Consider the following 18,106-nt stretch of genomic DNA (forward strand, 5'->3'; position numbering starts at 1 on the left):
CACTCGTCCGTTGACCTGCGAGAACGGAACCGGAGATTACGCCTCCGCGCCGCAGGGGCAGTCCGGCTCCAGACCCACCGGCAGCCGCTCGCCGCCGAAGACCGCCGTCGTCGCCTCGTCGCCGCCGAGCGCCGCGACGGCGAGCAGCAGCGCGCCGGCCGTCCAGCTCGTGAGCTCCTCCGGCCAGATCGCCTTGTCCTCGAAGACGTAGCCGGTCCAGTACATGCCGTCCTCGGCACGCAGGTGCTGGATCCACTGGAGGATCTCCACGGCCCGGTCCGACTCGCCCATCACCCACAGGGCGAGGGCGAGTTCGCAGCTCTCGCCGCCGGTCACCCAGGGGTTGGGCAGCACGCAGCGCACGCCGAGGCCGGGCACGACGAAGTCGTCCCAGTGCGCCTCGATGCGCTCCTTGGCCGCCGGGCCGCTCAGGGCGCCGCCGAGGACGGGGTAGTACCAGTCCATGGAGTAGCGGCTCTTGTCCAGGAACCGCTCGGGGTGGTGGCGGATGGCGTGGCCCAGCAGGCCCACCGCCAGCTCCCAGTCCGGCTGGGGCTCCTCGCGGTGCTCGGCGATGGCCAGGGCGCAGCGCAGGGCCTGGTGGATGGAGGAGGAGCCGGTCAGCAGGGCGTCGGTGACGTCCCGGCCGCCGTCCTCGGGGGCCTCCCGCTTCCAGCCGATCTGCCCGCCGGGCTGCTGGAGCGCTAGGACGAACTCGACGGCGGCGAAGACGGTCGGCCACATGCGGTCGAGGAAGGCGTCGTCGCCGGTGGAGAGGTAGTGGTGCCAGACGCCGACGGCGACGTAGCCGACGAAGTTGGTCTCGCGGGAGCGGTCGGTGGGCTCGTCGGCGGCACCGTCGGCGTACGCGGCGTACCAGGAGCCGTCGGGGTTCTGGTGCTCGGCGAGCCAGCGGTAGGCGGCCTCGGCGCGGTCGTGCTCGCCGGCGGCGTCGAGGGCCATGGCGGCCTCGACGTGGTCCCACGGGTCGAGGTGGTGGCCGCGGAACCAGGGTATGGCGCCGTCGGGGCGCTGGACGGCGGCGATGCCGGCCACCGTGCGGACCGCCTGGTCGGCGGTGAGGACACCGGGCAGGACGAGGCGTTCCGTGCGACCGGGGCCCGGGCCGAAGGCGGTCACTCGGCGGCGCCCGCGGACAGCTTCGGCTTGGTCGCGTAGGCCACGAAACTCTTGCCGATGACGGGGTTGAGCAGCTGCTCGGCGACCCGGGTGGCCTTGGGCCTCTTCATGATGTCCCAGACCAGGAGCTTGTGGTACGCGCGGACGGGCAGCGCCTTGTCGTTGTCGACGCCGAACGCGCACTTCAGCCACCAGTACGGGCTGTGGAGGCCGTGGGCGTGGTGGGTGCCGTAGGGCTCGAGTCCGGCCTCCTCCATCCTGCGCAGGAGTTCGTCCGCCTTGTAGATGCGGATGTGGCCGCCCTCGACCTCGTGGTACGCGTCGCTGAGCGCCCAGCAGATCTTCTCCGGCCCGTAGCGCGGGACGGTGACGGCTATCCGGCCGCCGGGCCTGAGGACGCGCACCATCTCGGCGAGCACGCCCTTGTCGTCGGGGATGTGCTCCATGACCTCGGAGATGATGACGACGTCGAAGGTGTCGTCGGGGAACGGCAGCGCGAGCGCGTCGCCCTCCATGGCCGTGGCCGTGGCGCCCTCGGGGGCCTCACCGGCCTCCTTCATGGCGGCGAACCACTTGGCGACCTCCCGGATCTCCTCGCCGTTGCGGTCGACGGCCACGACGCGGGCGCCGCGCCGGTAGCACTCGAAGGCGTGCCGCCCGGCGCCGCACCCCAGGTCGAGGACGCGGTCGCCGGCGGCGAGCGGGAATCGGGAGAAATCGACGGTCAGCACGTTTTTGCTTTCGTCCGGCGGGTCGGGTGGGTGGCGGCGGTGGCCGCCGGGTACGGGGGACGCGGTGCGTGCCGCCGCATCAGGCACGCCCACGGGCGTGCGCGATCGCCCTGCGGTAGTGCTCCGCCGTGCCGATCGCCGCCTGGCGCCAGGTGAACTTCGCCAGGACGCGTGCGCGCCCCGCCGCGCCGAGGCGGCGCCGCAGGTCCGCGTCGTCCAGCAGCCGGCCGAGGGCGCTGGCCAGCGCGTCCGCGTCGCCCGGCGGCACGGCCAGACAGGTCTCCCCGTCCGGTCCGGCGACCTCGGGGATGGCGCCGCCGGTGGTGGCGACCAGCGGGGTGCCGGTGGCCATGGCCTCGGCGGCCGGCAGCGAGAAGCCCTCGTAGAGGGAGGGCACGCAGGCGACCTGGGCCGAGCGGACGAGGTCGACGAGTTCGGCGTCGGTGATGCCCTTGACGAACTCGACGGCGTCGCCGAGCCCGTGGCGCCGGATGGCCGCGGCGACGGGGCCGTCCTCGGCGCGCTTGCCGACGACGACGAGGTGGGCCTCCGGGTTCCGGGACCGGACCGCGGCGAGCGCGTCGACCAGGTGCACCAGGCCCTTGAGCGGTACGTCGGCGCTGGAGGTGGTGACGATGCGGCCCGGCACCTCGGCGACGGCGGGGTCCGGCGAGAAGAGCCCGGTGTCGGCGCCGATGTGGACGACGTGGATCCGCTCGCCCGGCACCCCGAGGTGCTCGGCGATCTCCTGGCGGGAGGAGCCGGAGACGGTGAGCACGGACGGCAGCCGGCGCGCGACGCGCTTCTGCATCGTGGTGAACCCGTACCAGCGGCGCACGGCGGCGCGGCGCTTCCAGTCCTCGGCGGCGTCCAGCTCCAGCTGCCGGTCGACGGTGATGGGGTGGTGGATGGTGGTGACCAGCGGGGCGCCCAGCGCGGCGGGGCCGCCGAGGAGGCCGTAGCCGAGGGTCTGGTTGTCGTGGATGACGTCGAACTGGCCGAGGCGCGCGGCCAGATGGCGGCGGGCGCGCAGGCTGAAGGTCAGTGGCTCGGGGAAGCGGCCGGCCCACATCGTGCCGACCTCCAGCGCGTCGATCCAGTCCCGGTACTCCTCGCGGCGCGGGGTGCGGAAGGGGTCGGGCTGGCGGTAGAGGTCGAGACTGGGGAGCTCGGTGAGGCGTACGGTGCCGGGCGCGGTGTCGTCCTCGTCGTCGAGGACCGGGTAGGGCTGGGCGCCGATGACCTCGACGCTGTGGCCGAGCCGGGCGAGTTCGCGGGAGAGGTGGCGTACGTAGACGCCCTGGCCGCCGCAGAAGGGGTTGCCCTTGTAGGTGAGCAGCGCGATGCGCAGCGGACGGTCGCCCTCCGCGCCGGCCCCCTCGTCCAGGAGGCCGTGCTCTCGCGTGAGCGATGCCTCCGTGGCCTCAGCGGTCACTCCGGCCTCCTTCTCGCTGGCTGTTCCGCCGGAGCGTAACGGGTCGCGCTAATCTAGAACAAGTTTCAGACTGGGTCGTCGGAGCTTGAATCTACCGGGATGTCAGGGGCGGGAAAGAGCCCTGCCAGGTGATTCGCGCCACGACGCGACCCCTGCCATGCTGTGCCGTCCGGGGCGCACCGACAGCGCCGGTTGGAGTCGTACGAAACGCCATGGAACGGGACATATGACGACGGAACCCAAGTCGGCTTTGACGTCTGCCGCGTCGATGGCGTCCGCCTCCGCGCCGACCACTCCCCTGACGGAACGTCAAGAAGCCCGCCGTCGCAGCATCCTGCGGGCCACCACCCACCTCGCCGGCCGGGGCGGCTTCGACGCGGTGCAGATGCGCGAGGTGGCCGAGTCCTCGGGCGTCGCGCTCGGCACGCTCTACCGCTACTTCCCCTCGAAGGTCCACCTCCTGGTGGCCACCATGCAGGACCAGCTGGCCCAGCTCCACGCGACCCTGCGCAAGCGCCCGCCGACCGACGAGGACCCCGCCGCGCGCGTCGCCCAGACCCTGATGCGGGCCTTCCGCGCGATGCAGCGCGAACCCCACCTGGCCGACGCGATGGTGCGGGCGCTGACCTTCGCCGACCGCTCGGTGAGCGCCGAGGTCGACATGGTGTCCCGGCTGACCACCGCCATCATCCTGGACGCGATGGGCCTGCCGGGCCCCGCCGGACCCGAGCAGCTGTCCGTGGTGCGCGTCATCGAGCACACCTGGCACTCGGCGCTCATCACCTGGCTGTCCGGGCGGGCGTCCATCGCCCAGGTCAAGGTCGACATCGAGACCGTGTGCCGCCTCATCGACCCCGCCCCCGGCCGGACGGCGCCCGCGCGCCGTCCATGACGCCCGTGGCGCCGACGGTGCCGGGAGAGTACGCCCCCACGCCCTTACGCCCCCCGCGTAGCGGGTAACCGCCCCCGAAGCGGTGACTCCGCCGGTATGAATTTACCGACGTGCCCAAGTGGTTCGCGACCGGGAGCGGGAGAGCAACGTGACACGCGTGCTTCTGATACACGACACCTTTCTGCTGCGCACCGCCCTGGCGGCGTGGCTCGGCAGAGAGCCGGACCTCGAGGTGTCCTCGGCGTCGTGGCAGGGCGCCGTCGCCGCCTCCCGGGCCCACGGCCCGGACGTGTACGTGGCCGACATGGACAGCCCCGGGGCGGGTGAGGGGTGCGGGCGCATCAGGGAGGCGGCGGGCGGGCGATGTACCGACGGGGACACCGGGGACGCGCGGGGAGCACTGCTGGCCCTGGCGACCGCCGGACGGCCGGGGCCGCTGCGCCGGGCCTATGAGGTGGGGGCCTTGGGGTTCTTGAGCAAAAACGCTTCTCCCGACCGCTTGGTCGAGGGCATACGACGGGTCGCCAAGGGCGAGCGCTACATCGACGAGTCGCTCGGCTACGGCTTCCTCCAGGCCGCGGAGATCCCGTTCACCCGCCGCGAGCTCAGCGTGCTGTCACTGGCCGCCGAGGGCGCCTCCGTCGGCGAGATCGCGCGCAGCCTCCACCTGTCGAACGGGACCGTGCGCAACTACATGGCCGCCATCACCCGCAAGACCGGCGCCCGCAACCGCGTCGACGCCATCCGCATCTCCCGCTGCGCCGGCTGGGTCTGAGCCGTCGGCGCCCATCAGGTCCCGGTACAGCGCCGAGCGCGCCAGCAGCTCCGCGTGCGTACCCGCCGTCGTGCCGGGGCCGTCCACCACCAGCACCCGGTCCGCGCGCCGGGCCGAGCCCGCCCGGTGGGCGACGACCACCAGGGCGCCCCCGGGCCGCGCCGCGAACGCCCGCTCCGCGCGCGCCTCCGCGGCCGGGTCCAGATGACAGGCCGCCTCGTCCAGCACCGCCAGGGGCGCCGGCGAGAGGTGGGCGCGGACCAGCGCGATCAGCTGCCGCTCCCCCGCCGACAGCTCCTCCGGCACGACCGGCGCCGCGAGCCCGCCCGCCCGGCGGACGAGCCCGGCCGCGCCGACGGCCCCGGCGGCGGCCAGCACCTCCCGGTCGGACGCGTCCTCGCGCAGATAGCGGAGGTTCTCGCCGAGGGTCCCGGAGAACACGTACGCCTCCTGCGGGATGAGCACCCGGCGCGCCGCGGCCCCCTCGGCCCGGGCCGGCACCCCGCCCACCCGTACCTCCCCCGCGTCCGGCGCGAGCAGGCCGGCGACGAGCGCGGCGAGCGTCGACTTGCCCGCGCCGCTGGGCCCCACGACCGCCAGCCGGCCGCCGGCGGGCAGCACCAGGTCGAGGCCGCGCAGCACGGGCTCGGCGTGGGGGCCGTACCGGAAGGTGACGCCCCGCAGTTCGACGGCCGGGGCCCCGGCGGGTGCCGCGCCCGGCGGCGGGGCCGGGAGCGGGGCCCGGATGCCTGCCGCGCCGGACGGTGGGGCGTTCAGCCGGCGCAGGACCACCGCCAGCCGGGCCCCGCTAGTGCCCAGACCGTGGACCAGCGCCTGGAGCGCGGGCAGCAGCGACTGCGTCAGGTACGCGAGGGCGCCCACCAGCGCGCCCGGGGTGACGCCGTGCCGCAGCAGCCAGGGCGTGGCGGCGAGCAGCGGGACGACGGGCAGCCGGCCGGCGACGGTCAGGGCCCCGACCCGGACGACGGACCAGCGGGCCAGGGCGGTCGCGGTGCGCCGCCCCTCGTCGGCGAGGGCGCCCGTCTCCGCCCGTACGAGCTCCTCGGCACCGGCCGCCGTGATGTCGCGCAGGCCGGCGCAGGCCGCGTCCGCCGACCGGGCCAGGGCCTCGTCGGCCGCCAGGTACGCCTCCTGCCGACGGGCCATCGGACGCAGCGTCAGCGCGAACAGCACGAGGCCGAGGACGAGGGGCGGCGCGACGACCGCGAGCAGGACGGGCGCGAGCAGCAGGAGACCGGCCAGGGCGCCGGCCGCGGTGACGACGAAGGTGCGCGCCACCATCAGCAGGCCCGCGCAGGTGTCGCGGGCGATCTCCACCTGGTGCGTCAGCCGGGAGACGGCGGCGCCGTCGCCGTCCGCGAGCGCGCGCGTGACCACGCGCCGGACGAGGCGGTCGCGCAGCGGCTCGACGAGACCGGCGACGCCCCGGTAGGTCCGGCCGGTGGCGTGGGCCCCGGTGACGACGGCCAGGGCGGCGGCCGCGAGCCACGCCGTGCCGGTGCCGGGCCGCCCGGCGAGGTACCCCGCGTCCAGGGCGCGGGCGAGGGCGTAGCCGGTGGTGAAGGTCTGCACGGCCTCGACGAGGGACCAGGCGGCGAGCCCGCCGAGGGCGCGCCGCTCCCCGGCGTCCAGGGCGGCCGCCACCCGGGCCGGCCACCGCTTCCTCCCCGACGTATGCCTCCCCGACCGTTTCCTCCCCGGCGGCCTCATCCGGTGAACACCGCCCGGTACGCCGGGTCCCGCCACAGCTCCGCGTGGGTGCCCACCGCCCGGATCCGGCCGTCGTCCAGCCAGGCGACGCGGTCCGCGCGGGCCGCGGTCGCCGGGCGGTGGGCGACGACCAGGCGGGTGCGGGCCGCGACGTCCGTCAGCAGCGCGGCGGTGACCCGGCGTTCGGTCACCGAGTCGAGGCTGGAGGTGGCGTCGTCGAGGACGAGCAGCCGCTCCGCGTGGGCGAAGGCGCGGGCCAGGCCGAGGCGCTGGGCCTCGCCGCCCGAGAGGGGCGCTTCGGCCGCCGCCGTGGCGTAGCCGGCGGGCAGCCGCCGTACGAAGCCGTCGGCGCGGGCCGCGCGGGCCGCGGCCGTGACCGCCTCCGGTGGCGGGACGAAGGAGCCGAGGGCGATCGTGCCGGCGATGGTGCCGCCGAGGAGGGCGGGGCGGGCGAAGGCGTGGCCGACGGCGCGGCGGAGCTCGTCGTGGGCGAGGTCGCGCAGCGGGACGCCGTCGAGCGTGATCTCACCGGCGTCCGGGTCGGCCAGCCGGCCGGCGAGGGACGCCAGGACGGACTTGCCGCCGCCGGACCGTCCGACGAGGGCCAGCGTGGTGCCGCCGGGGACGACGAGGTCGACCGAGCGCAGCACGGTCCGCCCGCCGCGTTCCGCGCGCACCCCGGTCAGCCGCAGCGTGCCGTCGCCGCCGGCCGGCAGCCGGCGGGTGCCGTACCGGAGGGCCGGCAGGTCCGCCACGCCGGCCAGCCGGGCGGCGGCGGTCCGGGCGTGCACCAGGGCGTTGAGCTGCCCGACGAGCATGCCGGCGCCGGTGGCGAGGGCGGCGTAGCGGTCGGCGGCCAGCAGGTCGCCGACGCTCAGCAGCCCCCGGGACAGCTGGAGTCCGGCGACCGCGAGGACCGCGATCCGCAGCAGCGGCACGAGCGTGGCGGCCTGGGCGGCGGAGCGCCCCTGCACCCGCCACACGTGGTGGCCGTGGCGGGAGAGAGCGGGCAGCGGGGCGAGGACGCGCTCCCGCTCGCGGTCGGCCGTGCCGGCGGCGGCGATGGTACGGGCGCCGCGCAGCGCCTCCAGCAGCCGGGAGGCGATGTCGCCCTGGAGGCGCTGGTAGGCGGTGAGCGAGTCGGTGGAGGCGCGGGCGAACGCGCGCAGCAGCAGGGCGAGCAGGGGCGCCCCGGCGAGGAAGGCGGCGGCGAGCCAGGGGTCGAGGACGCCCAGGGCGACGATGCCGCCGAGGGGGGCGGCGAGCGCGGCGGCGGTGCCGGCCAGGGAGGCGGGCGCCGCACCGGCGTGGGCGGTGTTGCCGACGAGCCGGGTGACGAGGTCGCCGGCGGGGACGCGGGCCGTCGCCCCGGGGCCGGCCGCGAGGATCTCGCCGAGGGCGCGGTGGCGCAGCCGGGTGGTGGCGCGGGCCGTGGTGGTGGCGGTGAGGAGTTCGTCGAGGGCGTCGAGCCCGGCGGGGACGCAGATCAGCGCGGTGCTCAGCAGCACCCAGCGGCCGGCGCCGGGACGCCCCGCGAGCAGCAGGTCGAGGGTGTGCCCGAGGACGGCGGGCAGCAGCAGGGCCGCGCCGGTGCTCGCGACGGAGACGAGGGCGAGGGCCAGGGCTCGGCCGGCGACGTGCCGGAGCGCGGCGGCGAGGACGCGGTCGCCGCCGCGCGCGCCCGCCTCGGGGCGCGGGGCGGTGACGGCCATGGACGACACCCCCCTTCTCTTCACGGGCCGGGGCCCGGCCGGACGTGCCGGTGGGCCCTCCGCCGGGGAGGGCCCACCGGGCCGCGGTCATCCGCGGACGGCGGTCAGCCGGTCACAGGCAGAGCGCGACGCTGGCCGTGCTCCAGCAGAGCAGCAGGCTCACGTTGCTGCCGCCGCCACCGCCGTGGCCACCGCCGTACTGCTCGTCGGACTCGAGGCTCTGGAGGTCGAGAAGCGCCATCGTTCTTCCTTTCATCGGGGACGGATCGCGCGATCGGACGATCGGACGTGGTGGTGCGTCACGACTCCGCGGCGTGGCGGAGCCGGCTCTGGGGCGCCCGGAGGGGCGGCAGGAACGGCAGGCCCGCGGGCCCCTCGCCGAGGGCGGCGCCGAGCGCGAGCAGGCAGCCGGCCGTTCCGGTGGCGAGGTCCATCGACAGGCGCATCATCTGGTGGCCGGGGAAGGCCAGTTCGCCCCGGTAGGGCATGGCGTACCAGCCCATGGCCGAGACCTGCGCGGCGAGGTGCTCGCGGGTGACGCCCGGGGCCGTGGTGCGGGCGAGGTGCCAGATCATTCCGGCGCGGCCCTGGAGGAGCCCGGGCTGGGCGTAGAAGCGGGACCGGGCGGCGAGGACGATGCGGTCGCGGGCCTCGGTGAGGTCGTCGTCCGCCCCGGCGGGGCGGTGGGCGAGGTGGTCGTCGAGCACCGCGCCGATGCCGACGCTGCCGTCGCCGAGGTACGGCATGGTGCGCCGGCCCTCGTCGACGTCGAGGGAGCCGCTCGGTGTACGGACGCATCGCGCGAGGTCGGCGCGCAGGGCGGTGCCGGAGAGCTCCAGGAGGGCCGGGGCGCCGGTGCGTTCGTGGAGCCGGAGGAAGAGCAGCGCGGCGCCGGTGGCACCGTGCATCAGCCCGGCGCGGCGGCCGGTGGAGGCCCCGTCCGATGCCAACCGGTCGGCGAGCAGCTGGGCGGCGCGCAGGGCGTGCTCGCGCAGGGAACGGTCGCCGGTGGCCTCGGCGAGGTCGTCGAGGACCAGCCCCACCCCGGCGAGTCCGCCGTGGAGGCCGGGGCCCAGCCGCTGCCACTGTTCGGCGAGCAGGGACGCGGTGAGGTCCAGGGCGCGCCCGGTGTGGCCGAGGCGGTGGAGGGTGTGGGCGATGCCCGCGATGCCGTCGTAGAGGCCGAGCGGGGTGCCGGGCGGGGTGGGGTCGGTGTGGTCGAGGAGCCAGCGTTCGCCCTGTTCCCAGCGGGGTGCGCCGGTCTCGGCGAGGGCGTGCAGCACCCCGGCGGCGCCGTGCGCGAGCCCGAGCCCGCCGCCGGTGGTGAACTGCGCGATGTCGCCGGGCACGAGCCGGTCGTCACGGTCGGGGGTGGCGGAGGCCAGGATGCCGCGGATCATGGAGTCGCGCGCCGCGGGCCAGTCGCCCGGGTCGGGGAGCCCGGCCGGGGCGCCCCGGCGCCGCGCGCCGGCCGGCGCGGTCCCGGACCCCGGCGCGGTCCCGGACCCCGGCGCGGTGGCGCCCTCCCGGGTGATCTCCGCGACCGCCTCGTCGAGGAACTCCCCCGGTACGGGGAAGTGTTCGGCGATCACCTCGGCCAGGTGGGCCGCCTTGCCGCGGTCGATGCCGAGGAGCGTGGTGATCGGCAGGAACAGCGCGAGGCGCAGGCAGGCCAGCGCGTAGCGGTCGACGTCGGTGCCGGTGCGGTCGGGCGGGGCGACGAAGCCCGGGTGGGCGACGATCTGCCGGCCGGCCTCGGAGGCGGGCGCGGCGGCCTCGAAGTCGATGAGCGTCACGGACCGTTCGTCCGGGGCGACGAGGATGTTGAACATGTGGAGGTCGTTGAAGACCACGCCCCGGGAGTGCACGGCCTCGACCGCCGTCTCGACGGCCCGGTGGATGCGGAGCGCCCACGCGGTGTAGTCGGCCACGGCCTCCGGGTCGGGGTCGGTGGTGAGCAGCGGGTGGCGCTCGGCGAAGAAGGAGTTGAGCGGCCGGCCCTCGACGAAGTCCATGACGAGGAAGCGGTGGTCGCCGACGGCGAGCCAGTCGCGCAGGCCGGGGGCGACGCCGAGGCCGGCGAGCCGCTCCAGCGCGTCCCGCTCGCGTTCCAGGCGGGTGACGGCGTCGGCGCCGTCGGCGGCGAGCCCGGCGTGGGGGCGGCCCTCCTTGAGGACGACGGCGCGGCCGTCACGGGTGTCGGTGCCGCGGTAGACGCCGCCTCCGTTGGAGAAGTGGAGGGCCTTCTCGACGCGGTAGGGCAGCTCGCCGAGGGTGGTGGCGTTGCGGGCGGCGAGGTGGGGTTCGAGGAAGGCCGGCAGGGCGACCCAGTCGGGCGTCCGGAAGGCCGGGGCGCGCAGGTCGGGGACGAGGGTGCCGCTCGGGTCCTCGACGGCGGGCACGAGGGTGCCGTGGGCGTCGGCGCAGTAGCGGGCGGCGAAGGCCCCGTAGCGCACGTGGAGCGGGCCCTCGTGCCAGCGCAGGTCGGTGAGGACGTACGGGCCCGGGGTGCCGCCGACGATCTCGTGCAGCTCGGTGAGCGTGGTGCGCAGTTGCTCCTCGTCCGCCGGGTAGACGGTGACGAACTTGCCGCTGCCGTCGCGCGGCGCGTACTTGCTGTCGCGCAGGTGGAGCAGGTGCGGCGCCGGGACGAACTTGAAGGGGATGCCGCGCGGGACGCAGTAGTCCCATACGGCGGCCGCGGTCTTGTCGGCGTGCCCGGCCGCGGCGGACACATGGATCTTCCAGCCCTGCGCGGGCGCCGGCCGCGGGGTGCCGTCGACGGTCAGCGGGGTGAAGGTGAGCCAGTCGCCGTGGCGGGTGCTCCGCCAGCCCTCGGGGACGTGGCGCCGCGCGGTCTCGAAGAGCCGGACCCGCTCGCCGGCGGCGGTCGCCGGCCGGTCCGGGATCTCGTAGAAGTGCCTGTCTGCCAGGCAGTACACCTCGTACCGCTTCTCCATCGGCCCCCCTTTGCTGCGGACGGGAAGAGAGTTCCACGGGGCGGAGGGCCGGGACAGTCACGCATGTCATGAACATCCCATGAGGAACGCACGCGTCAATCTATGTTCGATCCTGTACGAAGTAGCGCCCCCGTCCGGCCGCGACCGGGTGGCCGCGACCGGACGGCGACGGTCACGCGAACGGCGCCGGCGTCCCGCCGGGCAGGTGGATGGTCTTCTGCTCGAAGTACTCGGCGTAGCCCTCGGGCCCGCCCTCCCGGCCCACGCCGGAGTCCTTGTAGCCGCCGAAGGGCCCGAAGAGGTCCAGGCTGAAGGTGTTCACCGAGAACGTGCCCGTGCGCACCCGCCGCGCGATGTCGACGCCGCGCTCCAGGTCGCTCGTCCAGACGCTGCCGGACAGCCCGTACTCGGAGTCGTCGGCGATGCGGACGGCCTCCTCCTCGTCGTCGTAGGGCAGCAGGCAGACCACGGGGCCGAAGATCTCCTCGCGGGCGACGCGCATGGTGTTGGCGACCTCGCCGAGGAGCGTGGGCTCCACGTACCAGCCGGTGGGCAGCCCGTCCGGCCGGCCACCGCCGGCCAGCACCTTGGCGCCCTCGCGCTGCCCGAGCGCGACGTACTCCAGCGACCGCTCGCGCTGCCGGCGGGCCACCAGCGGGCCCACCTGGGTGGCCGGGTCGAGCGGGTCGCCGACGGTCAGCGCGTTCGCGGCGGCGGCGAGGCGCTCGGCGAGCTCGGCGTAGTGGGAGCGGGGGGCGAGCACCCGGGTCTGGGCGACGCAGGCCTGGCCGTTGTTCATCCAGGCGCTCGGCACGATGCCGGCGACGGCCGCGTCGAGGTCGGCGTCGGGCAGCACGATCGCGGCGGACTTCCCGCCGAGCTCCAGGGTGACCCGGGAGAGCTGCCGGGCCGCGACCTCCATGACGCGCTTGCCGGAGGCGACCGAGCCGGTGAAGGAGACCTTGTCGACCCCGGGGTGGCCGACCAGGTACTCGCTGACCTCGGGTCCGGCGGGCAGGATCGACAGCACGCCCTCCGGCAGCCCCGCCGCCGCGGTGATCTCCGCGAGCACGTACGCGTCGAGCGGCGTCTCCGGGGAGGGCTTGAGCACCACCGAGCAGCCGGCCAGCAGCGCGGGCGCCAGCTTGGCGGCGGCCACGAACTGCGGCACGTTCCACGGCACCACGGCCGCCACGACCCCCACCGGCTCCCGGCGGACGATCAGCGGGCCGAGGACGCCGGCCCGGCGCTCCTCGTAGCGGAAGTCGCGGGCGATGGTCAGGGCGCTGTCCCACACCATCACCGCGCCGAGCGCCTGGGCGAGGACGCTCCAGGAATAGGGGGAACCGTTCTGCGCGGAGATGAGCCGGGCGAGCTCCTCGTGGCGGGCGGCGACGCCGTCCTTGATCCGGGTGACGACCTCGACGCGCTCGGCGAGCGGCAGCCCGGACCAGACGCCCGAGTCGAAGGAGGAGCGGGCGGCGGCCACGGCCCGGTCCACGTCGGCGCGCGAGGCGTGCGGGACGCGGCCGATGACGGCCTCGGTGTGCGGCGAGACCACCTCGATGACCTCGCCGCCGGGGCCGGCGGCCGGGTCGGTGAGGGTGCCGCCGATGACGAGCTGACCGTGCTCCACGAGGCCCTGTCCGGGGCTGTGCCCGGGGTCGGGCCGCGGGCCGTGCTGCGGGCCGTGCTGCGGGCCGTGCTGCGGGCCGCGCTCGGTGGGTCCTGGCATCGCGATCGCCTCCGTCGGTAGCTGACGCTGCATCAGAAGAGCCAGCCGTTGGATAGCAGCTCCACGGTCGCGGGGCAATGGTGCGGACCTTCCCGACCCGACATGAGCATGACCGGATTCCGTCCCCTTCCGTGGCGGTATCGGCGCCCCCCGGGGCTCCGGATAAAGTTGTCCGGCCCCCCGCAAAGCGACGTCGGTCGACCACCGGCACCACCGAGAGGCACCACGTTCATGGCTCCCTCCCTCGCCGCCCGCGCGCGCCGCACCGCCGCGACGTCGGCCACCGCCGCCGTCCTGGCCTCCGCCGTCCTGGGCGCGGTCGCGGCCCCCGCCGCCTTCGCCGACGGTTCGCCGTCGCCGGCGGCCCCGGGCCTGTTCGGCACGGCCGACCCGAAGTTCGACGGTGTCTTCCGGCAGTCGCTGGCCCTCCTCGCGCAGGACGCCACCGGCGTCTCCCCCGCCCCGCGGGCCGTGGACTGGCTGGCGGGCCAGCAGTGCGCCGACGGCGGCTTCGCGGCCTACCGCGCGGACACGGGCAAGCCGTGCGACGCCAAGGCCGGCGAGTTCACGGACTCCACCGCGACCGCCGTGCAGGCGCTGGCCGCCGTCGGCGGGCGCGCCGAGGTCGTCAAGAAGGGCCTCGGCTGGCTGACGTCGCACCAGAACGAGGACGGCGGCTGGGGCATGTCCCCGGGCTCCCCCAGCGACGCCAACTCCACCTCCGCCGCCGTCGGCGCCTACGCCGCGGCCGGCCAGGACCCGGCCAAGGCCACCGCCAAGGGCGGCAAGAGCCCCTACGACTCCCTGCTGTCCCTCCAGGCCGGCTGCGACAAGAAGGAGGACGAGCGCGGCGGCTTCGCCCCCAACGACCTCGCCTCCGCCGCCGCGGCGCTGGGCGTCCTCGGCAAGGGCTACCTGGTCGCCCCGGCGAAGGGCGCGGACAAGCCGGTCAAGCCGCTGGAGTGCGCCGACGACGAGTCCGCGAAGCCGAAGGACGCCGCCGCGTCCGCCGAGGCGGTGGCCGCACACCTCGCGCAGAAGACCGAGAAGAACGGCGGCTTCCTGAAGTCGTCCATGCCCGGCGCCCCCGAGGGCCCGGACCTGGGCACCACCGCCGACGCGACGCTCGCCCTCGCCGCCGGCGGCCACACCGACGCCGCCGCCAAGCCGCTGAAGTGGCTGGAGGACAAGAACAACAAGGCCGCCGAGTGGGCCAAGGGCAACCCCGGCCGCCTCGCCAAGATCGTGCTCACCGTGCACGCCGCGGGCGGCGACCCGCGCTCCTTCGCCGGCACCGACTTCGTCGCGGCGCTGAACGCGACCGGCCCGAAGCCGGAGGCGACCGCGTCGCCGGAGCAGAAGGACGAGAAGAAGAAGGACGACGGCGGCGGCTTCGGCGCCTGGTGGTTCGTCGGCGTCTTCTTCGTCGCCAGCGTCGGCGTCGGCTTCCTGCTGAGCAACCGCAAGAAGAACCAGCTGTGACGGTGGCCGCCGCGCGCCGGGGGGCCGGAGCCCTGCTCCTGGCCGGGCTGACGGCCCTGCTGTGTGCCGCCCCCGCGCACGCCGACGGCTACCGCTACTGGTCCTTCTGGCAGCGCGGCGCGCGGGCCGCCGACTGGACGTACGCCACCCAGGGGCCCGCCACGCTGCGGCCCGCCGACGGGGAGCTCGTCGGCTTCCGCTTCGCCGTGAGCAAGGACGGCGCGGACGCCGCGAAGCCGCGCGAGGCGGCCTCCTTCGGCGCCGTGTGCGACGGCACGCCCGCCGAGGACGGGAAGAAGCGCGTGGCGGTGGTGCTCGACTTCGGCACGCCCGCCGACGCGCCGGGCGGCGAGCGCCCGCCCGCCGGCCGGACGGCCTGCGCGAGCGTCGCCACGGACGCGAGCGCCGCCGAGGCACTGGCGGCGGTCGCGAAGCCGCTGCGCTACAACTCCGACGCGTTGCTCTGCGGCATCGCCGGCTACCCCCGGTCGGGCTGCGCGGAGAAGGTCGCCGGGGACGGCACGGGCGGCTCCACCACCACGCCGTCCGCCGCCGCGGCGGACTCCGGTGAGGGCACGGACGACGGCGGCCCGTCCGCCGGGCTGATCGGCGGGATCGCCGCCGTGGCCGTCCTCGCGGGCGCCGCGGCGTGGCAGGCGCGGCGGCGTCGTCGCGGATGAGGCGGGAGAAGCGGGAGGACCGGCCCGGCGGGGCGGGCGGCCGGGCCTCCGCCCTGCACGCGGGCGCCTGGTGGGTCTGGGCGCTGGGCCTGGCGACCGCCGCCTCGCGCACGACCAATCCGCTGCTGCTGGGGCTGCTGATCGGTGTCGCCGGCTACGTCGTCGCGACGTGCCGCACGGACGCGCCGTGGGCCCGCTCGTACGGGGCCTTCCTCAAGCTGGGTCTCGCGGTCATCGCCATCCGGCTGGTCTTCGCGGTCGTCCCGGGCTCCCCGATCCCCGGTACCCACATCGTGCTGACCCTTCCCGAGGTGCCGCTGCCCGCGTGGGCGCGGGGCGTGCGGATCGGCGGCCGGGTGACCGCCGAGGCCCTGGTCTTCGCGTTCTACGACGGGCTGAAGCTGGCCACCCTGCTCATCTGCGTGGGCGCCGCCAACGCCCTGGCGAATCCGGCCCGGCTGCTGAAGTCCCTCCCCGGAGCGCTGTACGAGGCGGGGGTGGCGGTCGTCGTGGCGATGACCTTCGCGCCGAACCTCGTGGCCGACGTCCAGCGTCTGCGCGCGGCGCGCCGCCTGCGCGGCCGCCCGGACCGCGGTCTGAAGGGCCTGGCGCAGGTGGGGCTGCCGGCGCTGGAGGGCGCGCTGGAGCGTTCGGTGGCGCTGGCCGCGGCCATGGACGCGCGCGGCTACGGCCGTACGGCGAAGGTCCCCGCCGCCGTGCGGCACACCACGAGCGCCCTGACCCTGGGCGGTCTGCTGGGCGTGTGCGCCGGCACGTACGGCCTGCTCGGCGACACGGGGGCCGGCTACGGCGTGCCGCTGCTGGCCGGCGGGCTGGTGCTGGCGCTGGCCGGCCTGTGGCTGGGCGGCCGCCGCTCGGCGCGCACCCGCTACCGCCCGGACCCGTGGGGCGCGCGCGCCTGGCTGGTGTCCGCCTCGGGCGTCGCGGTCGCGGCGCTGACCGTGTGGGCCGGCTCGTTCGCGGCCGGCGCCCTCCACCCGCCGGCCGTCCCCCTCACCTCCCCCGCCCTCCCGCTCCTGCCCGCGGCGTTCCTCCTGATCGGCCTGCTGCCGGCCTTCGTGGCCCCGGCGCCGGACCGGTCGCCGGGACGGCGGGCGACCACCGTCACCCCCGACCGCAAGGAGGAGGCACCGTGATCCGCTTCGACCAGGTGACCGTCTCGTACGACGGCGCCCCGCGCCCGGCCCTCGCGGACGTCGACCTCACCGTCCCCGAGGGCGAACTGTGCCTGCTCGTCGGGCCGTCGGGCGTCGGCAAGTCCACCCTCCTCGGCACCGTCAGCGGCCTCGTCCCGCACTTCACCGGCGGCACCCTGCGCGGCCGGGTGACCGTCGACGGCCGCGACACCCGTACCCACCGGCCGCGCGAGCTGGCCGACGTCGTGGGCACCGTGGGGCAGGACCCGCTCGCCCACTTCGTCACCGACACCGTCGAGGACGAACTCGCCTACGGCATGGAGTCCCTCGGCATCCCGCCCGCCACCATGCGCCGCCGCGTCGAGGAGACCCTGGACCTGCTGGGCCTGGAGGGCCTGCGCGACCGGCCCCTGGCCACGCTCTCGGGCGGCCAGCGGCAGCGCGTCGCCATCGGCTCCGTGCTGACGGCGCACCCCAAGGTGCTGGTCCTGGACGAGCCGACGTCCGCGCTGGACCCGGCCGCCGCCGAGGAGGTGCTGGCCGTGCTGCAACGCCTGGTCCACGACCTGGGCACCACCGTGCTGCTCGCCGAGCACCGGCTGGAGCGGGTGGTGCAGTACGCGGACCAGGTGATCCTGCTGCCCGGCCCGGGCGAGGCGCCCGTCGTGGGCGAGCCCGCCGGGATCATGGCGGTCTCGCCCGTGCACCCGCCGGTCGTGGCCCTCGGCCGCACGGCCGGCTGGTCGCCGCTGCCGCTGTCCGTCCGGGACGCCCGGCGCCGGGCCGCGTCCCTGCGCGAGCGGCTGGCGCCGGTGGAGCCCCCGGCCCCCGGCGGCGCGCCGCGCCCGGAGCCGGGCCCGGACACCGAAGCGCCGGTCGCCTCGGTGGCGGGCCTCGGCGTCCGGCACGGCCGGGTGACAGCTCTCCACGACGTGGACCTGACGGTGCGGGCCGGCGAGACGGTGGCCCTGATGGGCCGCAACGGCGCGGGCAAGTCCACGCTGCTGCGCACGCTCGTCGGCATGCACGAGCCGGCCCGCGGCACGGTGCGCGTCGGCGGCGCGGAGCCGCACCGCACGGGGCCGCGCGAGCTGCTGCGCCGCGTGGGCCTCGTCCCGCAGGAGCCGCGCGACCTGCTGTACGCGGACACGGTGGCCGCGGAGTGCGCTGCGGCCGACCGCGACGCCGGTGCCGGTCCCGGCACCTGCCGGGAGCTGGTGTCGGAGCTGCTGCCGGACGTCCCGGACACCACCCACCCGCGCGATCTCTCGGAGGGGCAGCGCCTGGCGCTGGCCCTGGCCGTGGTGCTCACCGCCCGGCCGCCGCTGATCCTGCTGGACGAGCCGACCCGGGGCCTGGACTACGCGGCGAAGGCCCGGCTGACCGCGGTCCTGCGCGACCTGGCCGGGCGGGGGCACGCGATCGTGCTCGCCACCCACGACGTGGAGCTGGCCGCCGAGCTGGCCCACCGTGTGGTGATCGTCGCCGACGGGGAGGTCGTCGCCGACGGCCCCACGGCGGAGGTCGTCGTCTCCTCGCCCGCCTTCGCGCCGCAGGTGGCCAAGGTGCTGGCGCCGCTGCCGTGGCTGACGGTGTCGCAGGTGCGCGGCGCGCTGGACGGCGCGTCGTGAGCGCGGCCCAGCCCCCGCAGGCCCCTCCCCCGGAGGCCCCGGTCC

Annotated in this window: 13 protein-coding genes and 1 pseudogene; 6 read left to right on the forward strand and 8 right to left on the reverse strand. The window is 76.2% G+C overall.

The genetic code is table 11. The features are described 5' to 3' along the window. Window positions 1-36: 36 nt before the first annotated feature. The 3 genes from AC07BS_RS08525 to AC07BS_RS08535 form a co-directional block, all read right to left on the reverse strand. Complete coding sequence (locus AC07BS_RS08525; RefSeq protein WP_478931054.1) at window positions 37-1,140, reverse strand: prenyltransferase/squalene oxidase repeat-containing protein; 1,104 nt, start codon at window positions 1,138-1,140, stop codon at window positions 37-39. Further along, a complete protein-coding gene (locus AC07BS_RS08530; RefSeq protein ID WP_478641278.1) occupies window positions 1,137-1,871 on the reverse strand; it encodes a class I SAM-dependent methyltransferase in 735 nt (244 codons plus the stop codon). Before AC07BS_RS08530 ends, AC07BS_RS08525 begins: the two co-directional genes overlap by 4 nt. 79 nt (window positions 1,872-1,950) lie before the next feature. Then, complete coding sequence (locus tag AC07BS_RS08535) at window positions 1,951-3,306, reverse strand: glycosyltransferase family 4 protein (protein WP_478641280.1); 1,356 nt, start codon at window positions 3,304-3,306, stop codon at window positions 1,951-1,953. A gap of 226 nt (window positions 3,307-3,532) precedes the next feature. On the opposite strand from AC07BS_RS08535, the gene AC07BS_RS08540 reads away from it, so the two are divergent. Together AC07BS_RS08540 and AC07BS_RS08545 are read left to right on the forward strand one after the other, a co-directional pair. Next, entirely contained in the window at window positions 3,533-4,198 is a 666-nt protein-coding gene (locus AC07BS_RS08540) for a TetR family transcriptional regulator (protein ID WP_478641281.1), read from the forward strand. Between the two features lie 304 nt (window positions 4,199-4,502). After that, window positions 4,503-4,889: pseudogene (locus AC07BS_RS08545) on the forward strand (LuxR C-terminal-related transcriptional regulator); the annotation flags it as partial. Here AC07BS_RS08545 and AC07BS_RS08550 read toward each other — a convergent pair. The 5 genes from AC07BS_RS08550 to AC07BS_RS08570 form a co-directional block, all read right to left on the reverse strand. Beyond that, window positions 4,815-6,704: an ATP-binding cassette domain-containing protein gene (locus AC07BS_RS08550; protein WP_478641283.1), complete on the reverse strand. Its 1,890-nt coding sequence runs from the start codon at window positions 6,702-6,704 to the stop codon at window positions 4,815-4,817. The pseudogene AC07BS_RS08545 and the gene AC07BS_RS08550 sit on opposite strands and share 75 nt — an antisense overlap. Next, the gene (locus AC07BS_RS08555) at window positions 6,701-8,416 is read right to left on the reverse strand and encodes an ATP-binding cassette domain-containing protein (RefSeq protein ID WP_478641284.1); all 1,716 of its coding nucleotides are present in this window, start codon (window positions 8,414-8,416) and stop codon (window positions 6,701-6,703) included. Before AC07BS_RS08555 ends, AC07BS_RS08550 begins: the two co-directional genes overlap by 4 nt. Before the next feature lie 112 nt (window positions 8,417-8,528). Then, complete coding sequence (locus AC07BS_RS08560) at window positions 8,529-8,657, reverse strand: SapB/AmfS family lanthipeptide (protein ID WP_478641286.1); 129 nt, start codon at window positions 8,655-8,657, stop codon at window positions 8,529-8,531. A gap of 58 nt (window positions 8,658-8,715) precedes the next feature. Then, window positions 8,716-11,376, reverse strand: a complete 2,661-nt coding sequence (gene lanKC / locus AC07BS_RS08565) for a class III lanthionine synthetase LanKC (RefSeq protein WP_478931057.1) — start codon at window positions 11,374-11,376, stop codon at window positions 8,716-8,718. A gap of 172 nt (window positions 11,377-11,548) precedes the next feature. After that, a complete protein-coding gene (locus AC07BS_RS08570) occupies window positions 11,549-13,111 on the reverse strand; it encodes an aldehyde dehydrogenase (RefSeq protein WP_478931059.1) in 1,563 nt (520 codons plus the stop codon). 231 nt (window positions 13,112-13,342) lie between these two features. Here AC07BS_RS08570 and AC07BS_RS08575 point away from each other — a divergent pair, with 231 nt between their 5' ends. From AC07BS_RS08575 to AC07BS_RS08590, 4 genes are read left to right on the forward strand one after another with little or no spacing between them, the layout of a single operon-like run. Then, complete coding sequence (locus AC07BS_RS08575) at window positions 13,343-14,593, forward strand: prenyltransferase/squalene oxidase repeat-containing protein (RefSeq protein ID WP_478931061.1); 1,251 nt, start codon at window positions 13,343-13,345, stop codon at window positions 14,591-14,593. Between the two features lie 2 nt (window positions 14,594-14,595). Beyond that, on the forward strand, window positions 14,596-15,273 hold the full coding sequence (locus AC07BS_RS08580; RefSeq protein WP_478931278.1) for an SCO2322 family protein: 678 nt from the start codon (window positions 14,596-14,598) through the stop codon (window positions 15,271-15,273). Beyond that, window positions 15,270-16,430, forward strand: a complete 1,161-nt coding sequence (locus AC07BS_RS08585; protein WP_478931062.1) for an energy-coupling factor transporter transmembrane component T — start codon at window positions 15,270-15,272, stop codon at window positions 16,428-16,430. Before AC07BS_RS08580 ends, AC07BS_RS08585 begins: the two co-directional genes overlap by 4 nt. Beyond that, window positions 16,427-18,061: an ABC transporter ATP-binding protein gene (locus AC07BS_RS08590; RefSeq protein WP_478931064.1), complete on the forward strand. Its 1,635-nt coding sequence runs from the start codon at window positions 16,427-16,429 to the stop codon at window positions 18,059-18,061. Before AC07BS_RS08585 ends, AC07BS_RS08590 begins: the two co-directional genes overlap by 4 nt. The last annotated feature ends 45 nt before the right edge of the window (window positions 18,062-18,106 follow it).

The sequence above is a fragment of the Streptomyces sp. NPDC044063 genome, from assembly GCF_056434285.1.